This is a genomic window from Chryseobacterium subflavum, from assembly GCF_055762745.1.
Genome location: NZ_JBVTMR010000001.1, coordinates 1,137,560 through 1,156,992, shown reverse-complemented (window position 1 = coordinate 1,156,992; position 19,433 = coordinate 1,137,560). Strand labels below are relative to the sequence as shown.

The window sequence follows — 19,433 nt, the reverse complement described above, 5'->3', positions numbered from 1 at the left end:
ATATGTAAATTTCAGCTAAAAATAACAAAAAACTCGTCCCTTTGGACGAGTTTTTCAATTTATTTCTTGAGACATTTCTCCAGGAACTGATCTTGTTCCCATAGCAAATGAAGAATATTTTCTTTTGCGACATATCCGTGGGCTTCTTTAGGTAAAAGAACCATCTTTACGGGAGCACCCAGATTTTTCAGTGCCTGGAAATATCTTTCCGTCTGTAAAGTGAATGTTCCCGGATTATTATCCGCATCACCATGGATCAGCAATAATGGTGTTTTCATTTTATCAGCATTCATAAATGGTGACATTGTGTTATAAATTTCAGGTACATCCCAGTAGTTTCTTTGCTCACTCTGGAAGCCAAACGGCGTTAATGTCCTGTTATAAGCTCCGCTTCTGGCAATTCCACACGCAAACAATTTAGAATGGGTTAAAAGGTTAGCGGTCATAAAAGCCCCATAGGAATGCCCTCCTACGGCTACTTTTTTCTTATCGATATAGCCTAACTGATCTACAGCATTAATTGCTGCTTCTGCATTTGCTACCAATTGCGGAATAAAAGTATCATTAGGTTCTGTTTTTCCTTCCCCTATGATCGGGAATGCAGCATCGTCCAGAACAGCATATCCTTTTGTGGTCCAGTATACAAAAGAACCGTAATAAGGGAAGGTAAAGTCGTTAGGATTCTGAGTATTCTGCCCTGCCGTATTTTTATCTTTATATTCTGTAGGATAAGCCCAGATCAGCAAGGGAAGTTTTTCTTTTTTTGCTTTTCTGTCATAGTTTGCCGGAAGATAAAGAGTTCCCGTTAGCGTTACACCATCATTTCTTTTGTAAGTAATCACTTCCTTATACACATCTTTGATGCTTTCGAAAGGATTGGCAAAAGTAGTTACAGCTTCTGCTTTATTAGATTTGATGTTTTTCCTGAAATAATTAGGATACTGGCTCGCAGACTGCTGGATAGTCAGTACCTCACCTTTTGCGGGATTAAGGATATCTATAATATCTTCCTTAGCATTTTTTAAGTTTGAAGTGTAAAGTCTTTTCTTTTTTAATGTTTTCACATCCATTTCATCGATAAAAGGATGCTGTCCGTCCTTTGTAAATCCTGCTCCGATGAGATAAGCTTTTCCCCCTTTCATATCAATTACAGTTCTTCCGAATTCATTTTTTGTGGTATTGAAATTTCCGGGATCGCTGTAAACATCCTGATAGTTTCTGTCATCAATTACTTTTGACTCCCCGTTGTTCAGGTCTACTAAAAATGACTTAGTATTTCTTGTATCATACCAATCTTCAGAAACGATAGCATAATGATCATTGGTCCAGCTCGTTCCTTCATATCTCTGCTTCGTTTTAAAGAACGATTTTGCCGCATTGTTAAACGGTGCTTCCCAGGTGAAGATTTCATCTCTGTATTCAGCAGTTCTAGCCTGATCACCTCCATCCAGCACTTCTGCGTAAACAAGTGTTGCCGGGGCATCGCTTCTCCAGCCCATATCTCTTTTACCTGTTCTTACTGAGGCAAAACCTTTAGGCATAATCTCATTTAAAGGGACTTCATTTACGACTTTCACCATGCTTCCTTTAGCATCATATACAGTTGTTGTCATGGGAAATCTGTTCAAAGGAACGATATACGAGAAAGGCTTTTTGATTGTTGTAACCATCAGGTAATTCCCATCCGGTGAAAAGCTCAGACCTGCATACATGTCCTGATCTTTCACTTTTTTTACGTTGCCGGAAAGATCTACGTTATAAATATCTGAAGCGGTAAGAATTTCAAAGTTTTTTTCATCCTGAGGATTTTTAAGAAGATCCTGATACGTTCTGTTTTGGGATACTTTTCCATCCGCAGTAGATACAATAGGTCCTGTTGGCAGATCCTTGCTTGAATCTATCAATGCAGGTCTGTTTTGCGGAAGCACTTTTATCAGTAAATTCTGAGAATCTTTATACCACGTATAAGGACTACCCAGGTTGGCGTTGAGATTATCATTGGTAACTTTCTTAGCCGTTGCCGTTTCAAGGTCCACGATCCAAAGCTCTACTCCTTTTGCTGTTGTATTAGTAAAGGCAAACTTTTTTTCATCGGGAGAAAAAGAAGTATTGGTTATTTTAGGATTGGAAGGCAATCCTTTTACCTGAACCTCACTTTTATCATTGATTTTTCTAACCTTAAGGTTATTGGAGTAAGTTGCTGAACTAGAAATATTCGTCACAGGATTGATTCTGAGACCACCTAATTTCATTTCCTGCTGACTAAGATCTTCTAGGGTTTTATAGGTAGGACGGTAAGTGAAAACTACCCAATCCTTTTTACTGTTCATTAAAACACTTGGAGGTCTTTCGTAGTCTGCAAGTTTAAGAATTTCAGCAGACGGCTTTTGATAAGTAACATTTTCCTGCGCTTCATAAAAATTAAGGAACGCAAGAAGGCAAACGGTTAGTTTTATCTTCATTATATACATTTTTTACGAATTTAGTAAATTTTGTTATTATAAAGGGTAAACAACAATCATTTAGCCTGTCCTGCAACTTGTAAAATCCGATAATTACCTAATAATTTTTACAACGTAATCGAGATTATACGGTGAAGATACATCGTGAATTTTATCTTTTATAAAACAAAAAGAGGGCATACAAGTATGCCCTCTTTATTTATATCGGTATGCATCTACCAATCGGATGCCCTTTTTCGTTTTTCTATCATGTAATCCACCGAGATCTTTCCGGCTCCATAAGCGATTAAAAGAAGATAAACAGAGAGGTAAATAAAAGCCAGCTCTCTTTTCTCAAATGGATCGGATCCATGAACTACAAATCCCGCAATAATCATTGTAAAGATAAGGAAACCCAGAGCTACTCTGGTAAATAATCCTAAAATAAGGAGTATTGAGCATACAAACTCTGCTATAATGGTAAGAATTAAAGAGATCTGCGGACCAAGTCCTAAGAAATCATAAAAATCTATCTTGCCGCCTTCCAATAACATCTGGAGTTTGGGATATCCGTGTGAAAGCATGGCAAATCCAATAAAAACTCTCACAATTAACAGTATAATATCTCTAAATATGGGATTAGAATTTGAGTTACTATAATTCATGTATGAAAAATTTAGTTTAAAGATAGTAAAATCTTTCTATACAACGATGATTATTGATGTTTTAGTTTATCTGTACCCAAAATTCTTTAGATCCCTGTCGTTTTTTCTCCAGTCTTTTTTCACTTTTACGAACAGGTTCAGATGAATTTTTTTATCGAAAAATTTCTCTAGATCCACTCTCGCTTCCGTACCCACTTTTTTTATTGCTTCCCCTTTGTGGCCAATGATAATCCCTTTTTGGGTATCTCTTTCCACATAGATAATAGAGTCTATAAAAATGATTCCTTCCTTTTCTTTAAATTGTTCGGTAACCACTTCTACGGAATAAGGAATCTCCTTTTCATAATTCAAAAGGATTTTTTCACGGATTGCCTCATTAACAAAAAAACGTTCCGGCTTATCTGTATACTGGTCCTTATCATAATAAGGCGGGTTTTCCGGAAGCATCGATTTTAGCTTTGGAAGGATAACGTCCGTGTTAAAGGCATTTAATGCAGAAATCGGTAAAATTTCGGCCTTAGGAATCCTGTTATGCCATTCTTCTACCAGCTTTTCAAGACCTTCCTGGTTGGTCTGGTCTACCTTATTTAATAAAAGTAAAACCGGAACCGGAATTTTATTCAGTTTTTCAATGAGAAATTCCGAAGGTTCCGCTTTATCTGTAACATCTACAATGAATAAAAATACATCGGCATCCTGTAAAGAGTCCTTTACAAAATCCATCATCTTCTCCTGAAGACCATATTTAGGATCCAACACCCCGGGAGTATCGGAAAATACTATCTGTAAATCCTCTTCATTATAAATTCCAAAAATACGGTGACGTGTTGTCTGTGCCTTCTGCGTTACAATCGCAAGCTTCTCTCCCATCAACTGGTTAAGGAGCGTTGATTTTCCTGCATTAGGTTTTCCAACTATATTTACAAATCCTGATTTGTGCATAAAAAATTATATTACGGACTGCAAAGTTAGTAAAAGAAAACTGGTCTTTAGGATAAATTTTAAAGATTTAAGTCTTTAATGCTGGTCTCTGAACTTTTGAAATTCTTCATATTCATACTCCGGACATGCCCCTTCTTTTGACGTAATGAATGCTCCTAATGCAACAGCTTCTTTCATAATGATTTCCGGAGCTTCCTGCTGTATTCTTTTGGATATAAATCCCGCCAGAAAAGAATCTCCGCTTCCTACAGTGTCTGCAATGGTGATCGGAACAGCCGTGCAGGTATAGCTTTCTGTCCCTTTAAAATACCTGGCACCTTTGCTTCCTTTGGTAAGAACTATTTCCTTAATCTTAAAATGATCCTGAATTAAAGCAGCACTCTGATCTTCATCAATATATTCTTCATTAAGAAAATCGATGATCTGTCTCATTTCTGCTTTGTTCATCTTTACAATATCAGCTTGATGAAGCAAATCTTTAATAAGCTGTACCTCTATGAAAGGAGGTCTGAAATTGACATCAAATATTTTAAGTTCTGCATGTTCCAAAAGCTTAAAAAGAGTTTCTCTTGTTTTTTTATTCCGTGCGGATAAACTTCCGAAAATAAATGCCTGGGCATGAGATACCAACTCAGTAAGCTCCGGAAGGTTTTCTATATAATCCCAGGCTACTTCATTAATAATTTCATAGCTGGCTTCATTATCCTCATCAATAGTAGCTACAACGGTACTCGTTGGTTTATCAGCATCGACCTGAATATAGTCCGTTGTCATTCCCCAGTTTTTGATCTGACTGACCAGCTGGTTACCAAGATCATCGTTCCCTATTCTGCTGAGTACCTTCGCATCAATTCCCGTTTTAGAAACATGATAAGCTACATTAAAAGGTGCTCCTCCAGCTCTGGATCCTTGTGGAAATATATCCCAAAGAACTTCTCCGAAACATACTACATACTGATTATTTTTTTTCATTAGGTTAAACGTTTAATATATAGGTTAAATTTTTTATTTGACTGATTTTTTTATAATTAATTCTGCTTCACAAACTACTGTTTCTCCCTTTTCAGAGAAATTTTTTGTTTGTTCATCGAGGAGTTTTACAGCTTGTCTGGCCATTTCTTCCAACGGCTGTCTTATATAGGTAATTTCTGTAGGAAATAAATTGTAGGCATCGGTTTCATCAAAAGCAATGACAGAAACATCTTCAGAAACCCTGATATTATTTTTGACAAGATAATGCAATCCTGCATTTCCTATTTTATTGTTTAAAAAATATAATCCTGTTTTTCCTGCACCTATTTTAAGATGTTCATCTAATCCTGCATGAACTTTTGAGGTAACATTTCCCATTTCTACCAGCACTTTCTTTGATGCAATACCGTGTTCCTTGATTTTTCTCTCAAACCCTCGCTGTCTGTCAAGCAAATGCGGAAGATGGGTATTGTATCCCACATAGATCAATTCATCAAATTTATGCTCCATCAGATAGTTGAAAACCTGCCCGGAAATTTCAAAATTATTCAGCGTTACTGCGGGAAGCTCAACATTTTCGAGATAATAATCAATAGACACAATAGGATATTCGTCCTTTAGCAGTTTCTTAATGATATCATCAGAGCCTGCTACAGGACTTACAAGCATTCCGTCCACCTGTTGCTGAGAAAAAAGCTCCGTAAGCTTTTTAAACTTATCAGGATTTTCATCAGAACTTCCGATAAGTATGGTATACCCCAGCTTCATGGCTTCATTTTCTATACAACGCGCAATATTGGAATAAAAATCATTTGAAATATCCGGAACAATAAGACCTATTAACTTGCTTTTGCTCATTTTTAAGCTTCTGGCAATCTTATTGGGTGTATAATTGATTTCTTCTGCAATATCCAGAATTTTATTCCTGGTTACTTCACTGATTCTGCTTCCCTCCTTTTTGTTGATCACATAAGAAACAGTTGCAACGGAAACTCCGGCAATTCTTGCAATGTCTTTGATGGAAGCTCTCTTCATTTTGTTTATTTGGCGTACAAAAATATTTTATATTTACTAAAAATGAAATAAAAACAGAATTTATTTTATATCAAATTACAGATGCCCATAATTTCTTGAAAAATCACAAATTTATCTTATATATAACTATAGATCAGAAATATACAAATCTTATTTTCATTATTTCTCAGCTGTTTAATCCTAATTGACCAGAATAGTATTTTGCGATTTACTCATTTTAAAGATCGCAAATGTAAAAATTAACCATAACATCTTCATTAAATCAGTAAAAACAAATAATTTTGACTGATTAGAATTTGCCTTCATGACTATAGACGAAATCATCGATAATTTACTGATTCTTCCTGAATCTTCACGGGAAAAGCTTAAAGCTCATATTACTGAAGCAGCTTATCCCAAAGGATTTTGCCTTATGGAAGCAGATAAAATCATTCCTTATGTTTATTTTATTAAAAAGGGAATTGTTCGTGCCTATGCCTCCACCCAGGATAATGATATTACTTTCTGGTTTGGCAGTGAAGGAGAAACGATCGTCTCCATGAAAAGTTATGTAGAGAATAAACCGGGTTATGAAAGTATCGAGCTGCTGGAAGAATGTGAGTTGTACCGATTAGAAACAGAATATCTCCGAAAACTTTTCAATGAAGACATCTATATTGCCAATTGGGGCCGTAAGTTTGCGGAAAGAGAGCTTGTAAAAACAGAAGAGTTAATTATATCCAGACAGTTCAAAACTTCTACCGAACGCTACAAAGACCTGATGCGTGACAAACCCAATCTTTTGAGAAGGGTTCAGTTGGGACACATTGCTTCTTATCTCGGAATTACTCAGGTAAGTCTGAGCAGAATCCGTGCTGAAATCAAGTAACACTGTATAAATTCAGCATTTTAAAGTACGACATATCATAAAAATTTTGACCTACTAAAACTATCTTAGATCACAAAAAACTTTGGAGCATCATTTTTTAACATTTGTAAAATTATTTTCCCCTTTAAATACAGAACTTTGCATCAGAAAAAAATAAAAAAATGAACTGGATTATTTTAATTATTGCAGGGTTGTTTGAAGTAGCTTTTGCTTCCTGTCTTGGAAAGGCAAAAGAAACGTCAGGATCAGAAATGTATTATTGGTTTGCCGGTTTTTTGGTTACCATGACCATTAGTATGCTTCTTTTAATCAAGGCAACGCAAACTTTACCTATCGGAACTGCATATGCTGTATGGACGGGGATTGGTGCAGTAGGCACTGCTTTAATGGGAATGCTCTTTTTTAAGGATCCGGTAACGTTCTGGAGGATATTCTTCTTGTCAACGCTGATTGGTTCCATCATCGGATTGAAAGCAGCATCTCACTAATTAAAGCTGTATCTTTAACCAAATAAAAATGTCTACATTATGGTGTAGACATTTTTATTTATTTTTTGAAAACAACAGGTAAGATCTCATTGTATCTTAATCCGTATTTTTTAATTTCTTCTTCGGTAAACTTTTGTGAATAGAAATTGATATCAACATCAAATCCGGCCTTTTTCAACCTGTCGAAATAATCCATTCCATACCAACGTACATGATCATACTGCCCGAAATGTTTCTGCCGCTCTTTAGGATCCTTTATGGTAAAGTCCTCATAGGTTTTTTCCAGTGAATTCTTCATGGGTACCTGGAAAATCCCCCATCCTCCCGGTCTCATTACCCTGTATAATTCACTGATTGCTTTTGCATCATCTTCAATATGCTCTAATACATGGTTGCAGAAAACAATATCGAAACTGTCATCAGCGAAAGGAAGGTTCAGGATATCTGCTTTCACATCTACAATAGGAGAATATAAATCAGCAGAAATATAATCCAGGTTGCGCATCCTTTTGAACTTTCTCAAAAATTCCTGCTCAGGAGCGATGTGCAAAACTTTATAGTTCTTAATAAAAAAATCGGTTTCATTCTGAAGGTATAACCACATCTGACGATGCCTTTCCAGACTTAATGTTCCCGGAGATAAAGCATTTTCCCTTTGTTTTCCATAGCCATACGGAAGAAACTTACGGTATGATTTTCCATCAATAGGATCGAAAAATTCATCTCCCTTAAAAAACTGGTAGATAAGCGGCCTTGCCCAGATGCTCATCGTAATAAGCGCAGGACGCGGAATAGTATTCAGTAAAAGCTTGGTTACTTTTTTCATTAGAAATCCATTTGAAAAGGCTTCTCCTCATCACTTTGAATACCTAATGCTTCATATACGTATTTGAAAGTAGATAGCAATACAGGTTTCCCGTTGATCACAGCCACATCATGCTCAAAATGTGCTGATGGCTGATTGTCAAGGGTAGTTACCGTCCATCCGTCATTATGGAATTTTACTTTTTCAGTTCCCAGATTAACCATAGGTTCAATAGCAATGGCAAGACCATCCTTGATCACTTTTCCACTTCCCTGTCTGCCATAATTCGGAACCTGAGGATCTTCATGCATCTTTCTTCCTAATCCGTGCCCTACAAGCTCTCTTACCACTCCATAGCCTTCTTTTTCACAATGAGCCTGAATTGCATGAGAAATATCTCCAATCCTTTTTCCACGGATGCATTGTTCAATTCCTTTATAAAGGGATTCTTTGGTAACCTGTAACAGTTTCTTAACCTCAGGCTTCATTTCCCCTATCTCGAAGGTATACGCGTGATCTCCCACAAAGCCATTTAAAACAGCCCCACAATCTACAGAAAGAACATCTCCTTCTTTAATAATGTCATTATTGGGAAAGCCGTGAACCACCTGTTCATTCGGAGAAATGCACAGCGAATTGGGGAATCCCCCGTATCCTAAGAATGCCGGTTCTCCTCCATGATCTTTAATGAAATCATGGGCTAATTTATCTAAATACAAAGTCGTAATTCCCGGTTTGATTTCTTTCGCTAACATTCCTAATGTTTTGGAAACCAATTGAGCACTTTGTTTCATAAGACGAAGCTCGTCTATTGTTTTTAATTGAATCATTTTTATACGATGTTAGATAGTAGATTTTAGAAGTTAGATTAATGATTTAATCTTAATAAAAGACATGCAAAAATCTAATTTCTAATGTCTCCTTCTCATATCTATTAATTTACCAGAAAAGGCCTTTTTTCTTTTCTTTCTTAAGTTTGGAGTATGCTAAAACTTCTTTACCTTCCACACGGAATTCTATCCTTTCGTGGATAATATTATAGATTTCTCCCCATCCCGGAAAACCACCTAAATTTCTGTCATCAATAAACCAGTCTGCATCTATTTTTCGGGATTGTGTTTCAGGGTCGAAAACTTCCCCTTCAAAACTACCGTTTACAGAATAAAATTCTATTCCGTTTTTCTTGCAGAATTCTACTGCCTCATCTAATGTTTTTCCGTGTCTGTATGTCCAAAGAATTAACCTGTAACCCTCGGATTGAAGTTTTCTTAAAGTTTCAAATGCAAAGATCTTCGCTTTTCCGATCCCCGGATAAGCATCGTCAACGATGGTTCCGTCGAAGTCTACAGCAATTTTTTTATTATTTAACATTTTCTGCGTTTTTAGCTGTGCAAAGATAAGAAATAAAAAGAGTGCCAAAAACACTTAGCACTCTTACTTTTATTTTTTAAGTATTCCATACCTAACTTTTCACCCAACTGAACTGGAATTGTAAGTCAGGAGTAGAAACTCTATCTGTAATTTTCTGTAATCTCGCCGGAAGCTTCATAAGGTATTCCTGTGCTTTTTCAGCCTTTTCAGTAAGACCTTTGATGTGTTCTATTTTCCACTCGTCAAGCAGATCTCTCATGATATTGATATAATCCTGACCGGTATACACCATACATCTTTGTGCGGCATCTGAGAAATGTCCCCATAACTCACCTGCTTTCTGTCCTGACTGTCTCATTAAGTGAGCCGGCATAACAATTTTCTTACGCATCATATCTTCAAATGCCAGAATCATTTCCGACGGATCCAGCTCAAGGATCTTTGCAACGAAATGTTTATATGCTTTAGCGTGTCTTGCTTCATCTGCAGCAATCACTCCACACATTTTTGCCAATTTCCCGTTTCCGGATTGTTTAGCTAAAGTACCTACCCTTCTATGCGAAATATTAGTTGCTGTTTCCTGGAAGCTTGTATATACAAAGTTTCTGTAAGGATCCATACTTGTTCCAAGATCAAAACCGTCACTGATCAGGTACTGAGTCGTAATCTCTACTTCTCTCATGTTAACCCTGCCGCATAAATAAAGATATTTATTCAGCAAATCACCATGCCTGTTTTCTTCACCTGTCCATGATCTTACCCAATTGGCCCAGCCTACTTTTTCTTCCTGATCAATACCTTCTACACCCATTAACCAAGATTCATAGGATGGTAGAGCCTCTTCTGTAATACAGTCACCGATAAGGGTTACAAAAAGGTCATAAGGCATTTCACGAGCGAAGGTCTGAATTTCTTCTAAATCATATTTGAAATTTTCACTTGACGGATCCGGAAGGTAATCTGAGGGTTGCCATATTTTTTCAATTGGCGTCAAAAACTTTTCCAGAAAAGAACTTACTTCCTTTTCTAGAATACTCATCACTTCCTTCCTTACCAGCGTTTGATACATTTCAGTTATTTAGATTTATTATAATTAATATACAAAGATAGGATTTATTTATTATTTAGAGCATAATAACTTATGTCTCTCATAATATGTATGACATATATCATAAAAAATGCCATTATTAATGTAACGGCATTTTTTATTTTTTATTGGTAATCTTAGTTTACTAAAACATCTCCTGTCATACTTTCCGGAATGTCTATTCCCATTATTTTTAAAATAGTCGGAGCTACATCGCCCAGTTTTCCGGATTTCCCCGGTTTTAAATTCCAGGTACGGTCCTTATCCATTATAATAAGCGGTACCAGATTCGTGGAATGCTGTGTATTTGGTGTCCCATCAGGATTGATCATGACATCTGAGTTCCCGTGATCTGCAAGGATAAAGACGGCATAACCATGTTCATAAGCTGTAGTAGCCACTTTCTCAATGCACTTATCTACCGTTTCAGCAGCTTTTACAGCAGCTTCAAATACTCCGGTATGTCCTACCATATCCGTATTCGCAAAGTTCAGGCAAACAAAATCCGCAGTTTCATTTTCCAGTTCCGGAACAATAGCATTGGTAATATCATAGGCAGACATTTCAGGCTTAAGATCATAAGTAGGAACATCTTTAGGGCTTGGGCAAAGCAATCTTTTTTCCCCTACAAATTCTTTCTCTCTACCACCGGAAAAGAAAAAAGTAACGTGAGGATATTTTTCTGTTTCTGCAATGCGGATCTGCGTTTTACCGTTTTTTTCGATGATTTCCCCCATCGTTTCCTGTAAAACTTCTTCATCAAAAACTACCTTTACATTATTAAAGGTCTTGTCATAATTGGTAAGGGTAACATAATACAGATTCAGCTTACGCATAAAGAATTCCGGAAAATCTTTCTGAGACAGAACTTCTGTGATCTCTCTTCCCCGGTCGGTACGGAAATTAAAGCAAATAACCACATCATTATCCACAATTTTAGCTACAGGAACCACATTACCTGTTTCCGTAGTATTCATAAGGATAATCGGCTTTAAAAACTCATCGGTAACATTATTATCATATGACTGCTTGATTGCTGCCAATGCATCAGTTGTCTGAAGTCCTACGCCTTCTGTTAACGCATCATAAGCTAATTTCACTCTTTCCCATCTCTTATCCCTGTCCATGGCGTAATATCTTCCGACAATAGTTGCCAGTTTTCCGGTCGTAGCAAGCATATGTTCATCAAGTTCTTTGATGAATCCCAATCCTGAATGCGGATCGCAGTCTCTACCGTCTGTAAAAGCGTGGACAAAAACATTTTCATTCAGTCCGAAATTTTTAGCCGCCGTTAAAAGACCTTTTAAGTGATTGATATGGGAATGTACTCCTCCATTGGAAACCAATCCGATAAAATGTACTTTTTTATTTTCCCTTTTAGCATATTCGAAAGCTTCCTGAATAACTTTTTCCTCCCCGAGGGTACCATTTTCTACAGCCATATTCAGTTTTACAAGATTCTGGTAAACCACTCTTCCTGCTCCAAGATTCATGTGTCCCACTTCTGAATTCCCCATCTGTCCTGCAGGAAGACCTACTGCAGTACCGCTCGCTTCAAGTGTGGTGTGTGGAAATTTATGAAAACAACTATCTATAAATGGTGTATTGGCTTTATCAAGTGCTGAAACTTCAGGATTTTTTCCCAGTCCCCATCCGTCAAGTATGGCCAGTATTGCTTTTTTCGACATTTTTTGTAACTTTTAATATACAAATTTACCTATTTTCCAATGAAACTGATCCTTTTAAAGACTTAAATTTTTATTAAAGCTTTTATTTATTTCTCTTTAAACAATGGATTTTTTTACAGTAACGGATTTTGAAATTCAATAAGATTCTCATTAATAATAATGGTGGCTGCTCAATCTCTATTCCTATGAACAGCATTATACTTGTATGAACTCTCACCAATTCAAATATTCAAACGTTTACAGTTTACGCTTTAAAAAAGTCTTCAAACTTTTTGTGGTCTTTCTTTGTGTATTCTTTGATGTATTGATCTAAAAAACCGCTTTCTTTCAAAAATAACAAGGGATCTTTGATATTCAATATATCATGGATTGCTTTATGCTTATCTGTTTGTTTATTAAAATAGGCTTCTGAAATTTTATATCCCATCCAATATCCTAAATCATTAGGACGGTCATCTTTTTTACTGGTTTCATAAAGCCAGTCCGTAGCACTGTTTCCCTTTAATAAAGCGACAAACTCCTTTTTTAAAGGATCAGCATGTGCTTCACCATATTGAAATGCTTTTACATTAATATTTTCACCAGATATCAATTCGCTGACAAAATCCGCTCCTCCCTCAAGCAAGGTATATTTTAGCAGCATGTCATTTCCCATAATATTTTGTTGAAAATGAATCAATTCATGAGCAATAAGCCCCGTAACGCCATCCAGATTTTTAAGCATTTCAGTGCCAATTATAATACCATCATTAGAAGTCGTTCCTCCGGAATTAAATCTTCCATAGACAAAATATACGGGTGGAAATTTAGCTTCGGGATACCAATATTTTAAAGCGCTGTAAATTGCCCTTGTCCTTTTTTCTTTTTGATTGATCCCACTCAGTACATTCCGGCTTTTTAAATAATCTTCCCTCTTCTTTTTTACTTTTGAATATAAAGAATCGGCATTGATGATCCTGAATTCCATAAAACCTTTTACTCCGGGAGATCCGTCTTTTACATAATCTGCAAAAGGATTTTTCTTTGATGTTTCTATCTGATCAAAAGCTTTCCAGAATTTATCAGTATCTCTTGTTTCAAAGACAGCATCCAGAGGATTTGTGGAAAAATTTGTCTGAGCATTTACCCCTGCAAAAATTAAAGTGAATGCTATAAGAATGGTCCTTGTTTTTATTTTCATGATCTCATTTTAGTTGAGTGTATTTTATGAATTCCAAAAATATGAAAATCGCCTTTGTATTTAATGTGGAATACAAAAGTTTTTTGCTTTAAATCAATAGGCATTCACGGCATATACTATTGGAATGAATACTTTTTGCTTATGATTATGAAAAATCTGCGGCGAGGTATTAATTATTATTTTTAATTTTGCTTTATGGATTTACGAGATCAACTAAAGAACCTTTTTCCTGACCATGAAGAGCAGGATTTTGAAATGCCTGAAGAAAAATTCAAGCAGAAAGAACCCCTGATATGCAAGTTTGAAAAAAAAGGAAGAAATGGAAAACCCGTTACAGTGATTGAAGGCTGGGAAAGAAGTGAAGAAGATTTGAAAAAAATCTCCAAAAAGATCAAAACCACTTTAGGGATCGGAGGATCGGAAAAAGATGGGATGATCATTATTCAGGGGGATAACCGAGATAAGATTATGGAGATTCTTAAAGATATGGGCTATAAAACGAAAAGGGTTGGCGGATAGCTTAGAAATAGATCTGAGTATCAGGTAGCAATTTCTTATATTTTTCAATGGTAGCCTTATCCATAGGATTCCCCGTTAATATCAATGTTTTAAGATTTTTCAGCTGAGAAATATCCTTAGGCAGGTCTTTTAAGTTATTGTTTGCAAAGTTCATACTTACCACATTTTTCAATCCTTTTATTTTTGCCGGAATTTCCTGAATATTATTCTGGCTCACGTTAAGGAACTCCAGATTTTTTGATTGAAAAAGGGATTCAGGTAGTTTGGAAATAGCATTTTGCTGTAATTCCAGATACTTCAGATTCTTGGGAAATTCAAGATTGCCAAGATCATTGATCTGGTTCGCTGCCAGATTCAGGTATTTTAAATTTTTAATTTGATTCAGACGTTCGGAAATAAAGCTGATCTGATTATCCTGGAGATTAATTTCCTCCAATGCCGGAATTTCCGTTAAGGCTTCCGGGAAAACATTCAGATTATTAGCATCGAGATGAATTACTTTCAATTGCTGTAACCTGGCAATATTAGGATTAACAGAGGTCAGGCTGTTCAGATTCATTGAAAGGGTTTTCAATTGAGTAAGCTCTCCTACTTCATCCGGAATAAACTTGATGCTGTTTTCATTGACATTCAGTATCTCCAGATTCTTCAAAGCAAATAGTTGAGGATCCATCTTTTCCAGATTATTTCCCATGATATTAAGAAAGAACAGGGAAGTAAATTTTCTTATATCAGAAGGAAGATTAAATAAACCTTTACCTCTGAAACTCATACTGTATACCGGCTTTTCACTTTTTAAAGCATCTTCGATAGTCGTGTAGGTAGGATATTTTACCGGATCAATCTGTGCATAGCTGTAGTTCAGTGCGAACAGAATAATCAATAAGGAAAGTTTTTTCATAGATAGATAAAAGCTGCCGATAACAGAATTACCGGCAGCAACTGAATATTAATACATTACTTCTTTATTACTTTTACTGTTTTCTGGAATCCTTCTGCCTCGATATTTACGATCAAAACACGGGAAGCTTCAAGTTGGGATGTAAAGTCTAAATCCAACGCAGTATGAGAGCCTGTAAATTTCTTTGTGAATACAATTTTACCATCCATGCTGTAGGCTGTTACAGAAATATCTTTCAAGCCTTTAGAAGAATTGATCTTCACAATTCCTGACGTCGGGTTTGGAGCTACACTAACTGTACTTTCCGTTTTAGCGTCAATTGTTCCCAAAGTACCGTTTTGTCCTAAATTATTTTTAAGAGCGACAACAATGGTGGCCGATTTTCCTCTGTAGTCAATTGTATTTCCAGTGGCATCCACATCTGTAGAGATTGTCGCATCCGGATGCTGAATCGAAAAGAATCCGAATTTATGATCTGGAGTAAAGGTAAGTCCTGTAGGCTCAGAACCTGCCGGCATAGAAGCAAAAAGTCTCACTTTAGGATTCGCCTGAGTGTGATCCGGAGCTACTACCCAAATATAATTTTTTCCTCCATCCTGTAACACCCAAAGGTTCCCAAGTTCATCAAAAGTAAGATTGTCATTCCCATCTCCCCATGCTTCTGATTTGATCCCTTGTGCCGTATTGAAAGAATATACAGTAGAAAGCCCTCCGACAAACGTTTCTACTTGAGAAGCGGTAGTTCCGTTATCCTGTAAGCGATATACTTTATTTAAACCTTTTGCAGTAAAATAAATCTTCCCATCCAATGGGCTGATATCCACATCTTCTATTCCGTTGAATTTTGTACCTCCTAATGAAAAAGCCAGGTTATTTGTATTATTCTGGTCTGCTTTTGTCTTATTAGGTACCTGGATCCATGTTGCTGTATTTACTACCGGATCTCCTGTACTGCTTAATCCCTGATCCAGTTTCAGTACATAAAGATTACCTGATGAAAGGTTGTTGGGTGTATCCATTACATATTTATAAACCAGATGGGTTCCTCCATCCTCACCATAATAAGCTGTCGTTCCTGCATTATTGATCACTACATTTTCGTGATTCATTATACCCATCTGCCATAATTTCCCTTTAGAACCGTCCGCATTCTGTGAAATTACCTGAGCCGTTGCAGGATCAATTTCTACCAACCAACCATAATCTTTATATCCGTCAGCATTGGTATCACTTGAGGTTACAGATTCTTCAGCTGTAACCACAGTTCCCCAAGGAGTAATACCTCCTGAACAGTTTCTGATCGTCTGTACAAGGCTTGGTGTAGAGAAATCCACAGCTCTGGATTTTGTCAGCTGCCAAAGCTTCGTTGAAGCATTATAATTGATTTCAGCCATCGTAACTCCACCTGGATTTGTTTCATGGTTTACTGAAAGATAACCATCGGTTGAGCTGGAGTTTTTAGCGACATAAGCGGTAAAATCATTCTGTCCACCTACTAATCCACCTCCTTGTGTATAGGCATCCCCTTCTTTTAAAATAAGCTGATATTTATGCTCGGCAGGGATGATCAGTTTATTGGTTTGTGAAGTAGGAACAATAGAAGTGAAACAACTGATGTGAGCCGCATTACAACCAACAGGGTTCGTTGTTCCGCTTACCGTTTTTAAATAAGCATCAATTCTCAGGTCTGAGCTTTGTCCGCTTCTGTTGTGCAGTTCAATGGATATCCTGTTGTTTCCGTTAACAAATTTTGATTTTGGAATCGAGAAAACATTATATACATTCTCTGCAGCACCGTCAATTGTGGTCACAGAAGGTGTATTAAAAGCGATAGTTCCGGTAGGCATATTGTCCCTTACTACTTCCTGTCCGTTAAGGTATACAACAATACCGTCATCTCTCATCACTCCTAACTCCATAGTATCGGAAAGATCAGCAAGATTAACACTAAAATCTTTTGCAAAATAAGCTGCAGTAAGACCTGAATTAATAGTGGTAGTTACAGGATCACCATATCCTAACGGACCGTTTCCTGTAGACCAGGAAGAAACATCAAAATTGGTATCTTTCCACTGGGTAACCTGCGCCTGGTTGTTGTCGATATACCTCCATGAGGAATTTTTATTGAAAACAAAGGTCTGTGCCTGAAGGGCAGAACCTGATACGAGTGCAAGAGCTGCAACTGTTAGTAGTTTTTTCTTCATAATAATTTCGATTTATTAGATGTTGCAAAACTATTTTTTTATCACCAGCCCTCTATTAATAGAGTTTTAAATAAAGTATCAGCAATGTTACAAAATTAAAAACCCAATGTTAAGTGAATTAAGTTTGTGTTAAATATGATGCAGGATTTGAAATTCGTGGTTATGTGATAATTACCATATAAGTGGAATATTGAACTTAATACGATTACTTTTTAAGTATAGCACGATCATTTCGAGTTTCGAAATTCATTTATTAAATCAAAATAAGCCTTAGCCCGCTCATTATAAACACTTCCCTGTTATCTTTTGCTTACATCCGTCAGAGCGTTTAGAAATGCAATGATCTGCTTCATTTCAGTTTCGGTAAGATTAAGTTTATCCGCTGGTAAAGTCTGGTTATTTATTTTTAACCCCAGACCTTCGCCTCCTCCTTCATTATAAAAATCCAGCACTTCTTCCAGAGTATTAAATGCTCCATTATGAAAATAAGGCTTTGTAAGCGCAATATTTCTTACTGTCATGGTTTTAAAAGAATTTTCATAGATCCAGGAATTTTCTTTTTTCACCGGGCTTTTCACTCTTCCCAAATCAGAATCCAGTTCTAAAGGCAGTTTACTGATCGGCGCTTTTGTAACCCCTAACACTTCCGATTCATTCTCATTATAGAAGGGAGGAACCAATCCTGAGAAATGAGGGGCAAAATGACAGGTTGCACAATTGGCTTTTCCCATGAATAAATTGAATCCTTTTTTAGCATCATCTGAGATTTCTTTCTCATTTCTCATAAAGCGATCAAAATCACTTTCAAAAGAATAAAGGGAAGCTACATATGAACTCAATGCTTTGGAGAAATTCTCTTTACTGATCTTCCCATCTTTAAATGCTGCACGGAATGCTCTTTTATATTCCGGTTTTTCCTTTAATTTTTTTATAATACTTTCATAGCTCGTATTGAATTCCTGTTCATTGTAGATAACATGCTCTGCCTGTTGCTCGATATAAAAAGCACGCATATCGTAAAAAAATCTTTTAGCAAATACCGCGTTGTACAAAGAAGGAGAATTCCGCAACACGGTTTTTCCTTCAACGTTACTTGGCGACTTTCCTTTAAGGTCTGTGAAAGCATTTTCCGGCAAATGGCATGTAGCGCAGCTCATTTTCCCATTTCCACTTACACTTTGGTCATAGAATATTTCTTTGCCCAGTTTCTTAAGCTCAGGATTATCTTCAGAAGCCTTTAAAAGAGTATAAAAATAGGGATCCAGAAAATCGCTGCTGAAAAAGTTTTTGTTCTGAACATTCCATCCCGAAAACGCCTTGAGGTCATCCGTTCTTCCGTCCCAGTTTCCAAATTCTTCATAAAGAGGCTGGATGTATTTTTTATAAAATTCAATGCGGTCAAATGTTTCAAAATTTTTATTAACTGCCAGGTATCCGGTTGCATCAGAAAGAATGGTATTTGCTTTCTGAATATTATAATTCCTGAAATAAGGATCATCATTAATGTATTTTTTTATTCCCAAAAGCGCATACGCTGCCTCTTCAGAAATATTTAAAGAACCGGGTGTATCAAAGCCTGTAACTCCCAAGCTATAAATCCTTATTAACTCAATGCGGAGCGGTAATGTTTTATTGACACCTTTGCTCAATCCGTTTTTTACCGAGCTTAAATAAAAGTTAGAATAACTATTGTACAAAAAATCAGTAATGGATTTTATTTTCTCTTTCTGTTCAGCTGCCTCTTCCGAGTAAATCAGTTCATCCAAAACCTGTAATCCTTCCGGGGGCAAAGTATAGGCGGACGTTCCGGCTGCCTCAATATGAAATAACGGAGCAGCATTAAGATGGGTTTTTGTGAATTCAGGGTAATGATAGGCAATATAGAATTCTATTTCCTTAAAAGAGTTTCGGGTAGTACTCAATGATTTCTGCAGATCTTCAAGAGATATTTTGTCATCCCCAAACAGGTAAACATCTCTTTTCAACTGTTCAAGCTTATTTTTAAAGTCGGTTAACCCGTTATTGATAAAAGTATTTTCATTTTTCGTCCCTTTATCTGTAGGATTAAATGACATGATTGCAAAACCGAAAGTTAAAATAATAAGCAGTAAAGAGTATTTCATGAAATTTTTAGCGGCAAATGTAATCATCATACATTATCTCAGTTTTAAATCTGGATTAAATAATGTTTATATTTTAATTCATGAATTTTTATTAATTTTAAACCCCGAAACCAAATTCATTATACTGAAAAGCCGGATATACTG

At 36.4% G+C, this 19,433-nt stretch carries 17 protein-coding genes; 3 read left to right on the top strand and 14 right to left on the bottom strand.

What is annotated here, in order from left to right; all coding sequences use genetic code 11:
• Positions 1-59: 59 nt before the first annotated feature.
• The 5 genes from AC0INN_RS04890 to AC0INN_RS04870 form a co-directional block, all read right to left on the bottom strand.
• On the bottom strand, positions 60-2,462 hold the full coding sequence (locus AC0INN_RS04890) for an alpha/beta hydrolase family protein (protein WP_306612042.1): 2,403 nt from the start codon (positions 2,460-2,462) through the stop codon (positions 60-62).
• Positions 2,463-2,677: 215 nt separating this feature from the next.
• Entirely contained in the window at positions 2,678-3,106 is a 429-nt protein-coding gene (locus AC0INN_RS04885) for a DoxX family protein (protein WP_273647833.1), read from the bottom strand.
• Positions 3,107-3,172: 66 nt separating this feature from the next.
• Positions 3,173-4,048, bottom strand: a complete 876-nt coding sequence (gene era / locus AC0INN_RS04880) for a GTPase Era (RefSeq protein WP_172283251.1) — start codon at positions 4,046-4,048, stop codon at positions 3,173-3,175.
• 75 nt (positions 4,049-4,123) lie between these two features.
• Positions 4,124-5,020 carry a carbohydrate kinase family protein gene (locus AC0INN_RS04875; protein ID WP_273647832.1) on the bottom strand — a complete coding sequence of 299 codons (897 nt, stop codon included), beginning with the start codon at positions 5,018-5,020 and terminating at the stop codon, positions 4,124-4,126.
• A 33-nt stretch (positions 5,021-5,053) separates the two neighbouring features.
• The gene (locus tag AC0INN_RS04870) at positions 5,054-6,055 is read right to left on the bottom strand and encodes a LacI family DNA-binding transcriptional regulator (protein WP_306612039.1); all 1,002 of its coding nucleotides are present in this window, start codon (positions 6,053-6,055) and stop codon (positions 5,054-5,056) included.
• Positions 6,056-6,359: 304 nt separating this feature from the next.
• On the opposite strand from AC0INN_RS04870, the gene AC0INN_RS04865 reads away from it, so the two are divergent.
• Both AC0INN_RS04865 and AC0INN_RS04860 read left to right on the top strand, forming a co-directional pair.
• Positions 6,360-6,923 (top strand): Crp/Fnr family transcriptional regulator, encoded by a 564-nt coding sequence (locus AC0INN_RS04865; protein WP_273647830.1) that lies wholly within the window; start codon positions 6,360-6,362, stop codon positions 6,921-6,923.
• 161 nt (positions 6,924-7,084) lie between these two features.
• The gene (locus tag AC0INN_RS04860; protein ID WP_273647829.1) at positions 7,085-7,411 is read left to right on the top strand and encodes a DMT family transporter; all 327 of its coding nucleotides are present in this window, start codon (positions 7,085-7,087) and stop codon (positions 7,409-7,411) included.
• A gap of 58 nt (positions 7,412-7,469) precedes the next feature.
• On the opposite strand, the gene AC0INN_RS04855 is transcribed toward AC0INN_RS04860, so the two are convergent.
• From AC0INN_RS04855 to AC0INN_RS04830, 6 genes are all read right to left on the bottom strand, one after another.
• Positions 7,470-8,237: a class I SAM-dependent methyltransferase gene (locus AC0INN_RS04855; RefSeq protein ID WP_273647828.1), complete on the bottom strand. Its 768-nt coding sequence runs from the start codon at positions 8,235-8,237 to the stop codon at positions 7,470-7,472.
• Positions 8,237-9,046, bottom strand: coding sequence for a type I methionyl aminopeptidase (gene map / locus AC0INN_RS04850; protein WP_273647827.1), 810 nt, complete (start codon positions 9,044-9,046; stop codon positions 8,237-8,239). Before map ends, AC0INN_RS04855 begins: the two co-directional genes overlap by 1 nt.
• A gap of 109 nt (positions 9,047-9,155) precedes the next feature.
• Positions 9,156-9,587, bottom strand: a complete 432-nt coding sequence (locus AC0INN_RS04845; RefSeq protein WP_172283266.1) for a BT0820 family HAD-type phosphatase — start codon at positions 9,585-9,587, stop codon at positions 9,156-9,158.
• Positions 9,588-9,678: 91 nt separating this feature from the next.
• A complete protein-coding gene (locus tag AC0INN_RS04840; RefSeq protein ID WP_273647826.1) occupies positions 9,679-10,656 on the bottom strand; it encodes an acyl-ACP desaturase in 978 nt (325 codons plus the stop codon).
• A gap of 155 nt (positions 10,657-10,811) precedes the next feature.
• Positions 10,812-12,362, bottom strand: coding sequence for a 2,3-bisphosphoglycerate-independent phosphoglycerate mutase (gene gpmI / locus AC0INN_RS04835; protein WP_273647825.1), 1,551 nt, complete (start codon positions 12,360-12,362; stop codon positions 10,812-10,814).
• A gap of 244 nt (positions 12,363-12,606) precedes the next feature.
• Entirely contained in the window at positions 12,607-13,542 is a 936-nt protein-coding gene (locus AC0INN_RS04830; protein ID WP_306612032.1) for a DUF2268 domain-containing putative Zn-dependent protease, read from the bottom strand.
• Positions 13,543-13,737: 195 nt separating this feature from the next.
• Between AC0INN_RS04830 and AC0INN_RS04825 the strand changes: the two genes are divergently transcribed.
• On the top strand, positions 13,738-14,061 hold the full coding sequence (locus tag AC0INN_RS04825) for a translation initiation factor (RefSeq protein WP_306612030.1): 324 nt from the start codon (positions 13,738-13,740) through the stop codon (positions 14,059-14,061).
• A 1-nt stretch (position 14,062) separates the two neighbouring features.
• On the opposite strand, the gene AC0INN_RS04820 is transcribed toward AC0INN_RS04825, so the two are convergent.
• The 3 genes from AC0INN_RS04820 to AC0INN_RS04810 all read right to left on the bottom strand — a co-directional run bounded on the left by AC0INN_RS04820 (position 14,063) and on the right by AC0INN_RS04810 (position 19,319).
• Positions 14,063-14,962 (bottom strand): leucine-rich repeat domain-containing protein, encoded by a 900-nt coding sequence (locus AC0INN_RS04820; RefSeq protein WP_273647823.1) that lies wholly within the window; start codon positions 14,960-14,962, stop codon positions 14,063-14,065.
• A 56-nt stretch (positions 14,963-15,018) separates the two neighbouring features.
• Positions 15,019-17,166 (bottom strand): alkaline phosphatase PhoX, encoded by a 2,148-nt coding sequence (locus tag AC0INN_RS04815; RefSeq protein WP_273647822.1) that lies wholly within the window; start codon positions 17,164-17,166, stop codon positions 15,019-15,021.
• 299 nt (positions 17,167-17,465) lie between these two features.
• On the bottom strand, positions 17,466-19,319 hold the full coding sequence (locus AC0INN_RS04810) for a cytochrome-c peroxidase (RefSeq protein ID WP_273647821.1): 1,854 nt from the start codon (positions 19,317-19,319) through the stop codon (positions 17,466-17,468).
• Positions 19,320-19,433: the final 114 nt, after the last annotated feature.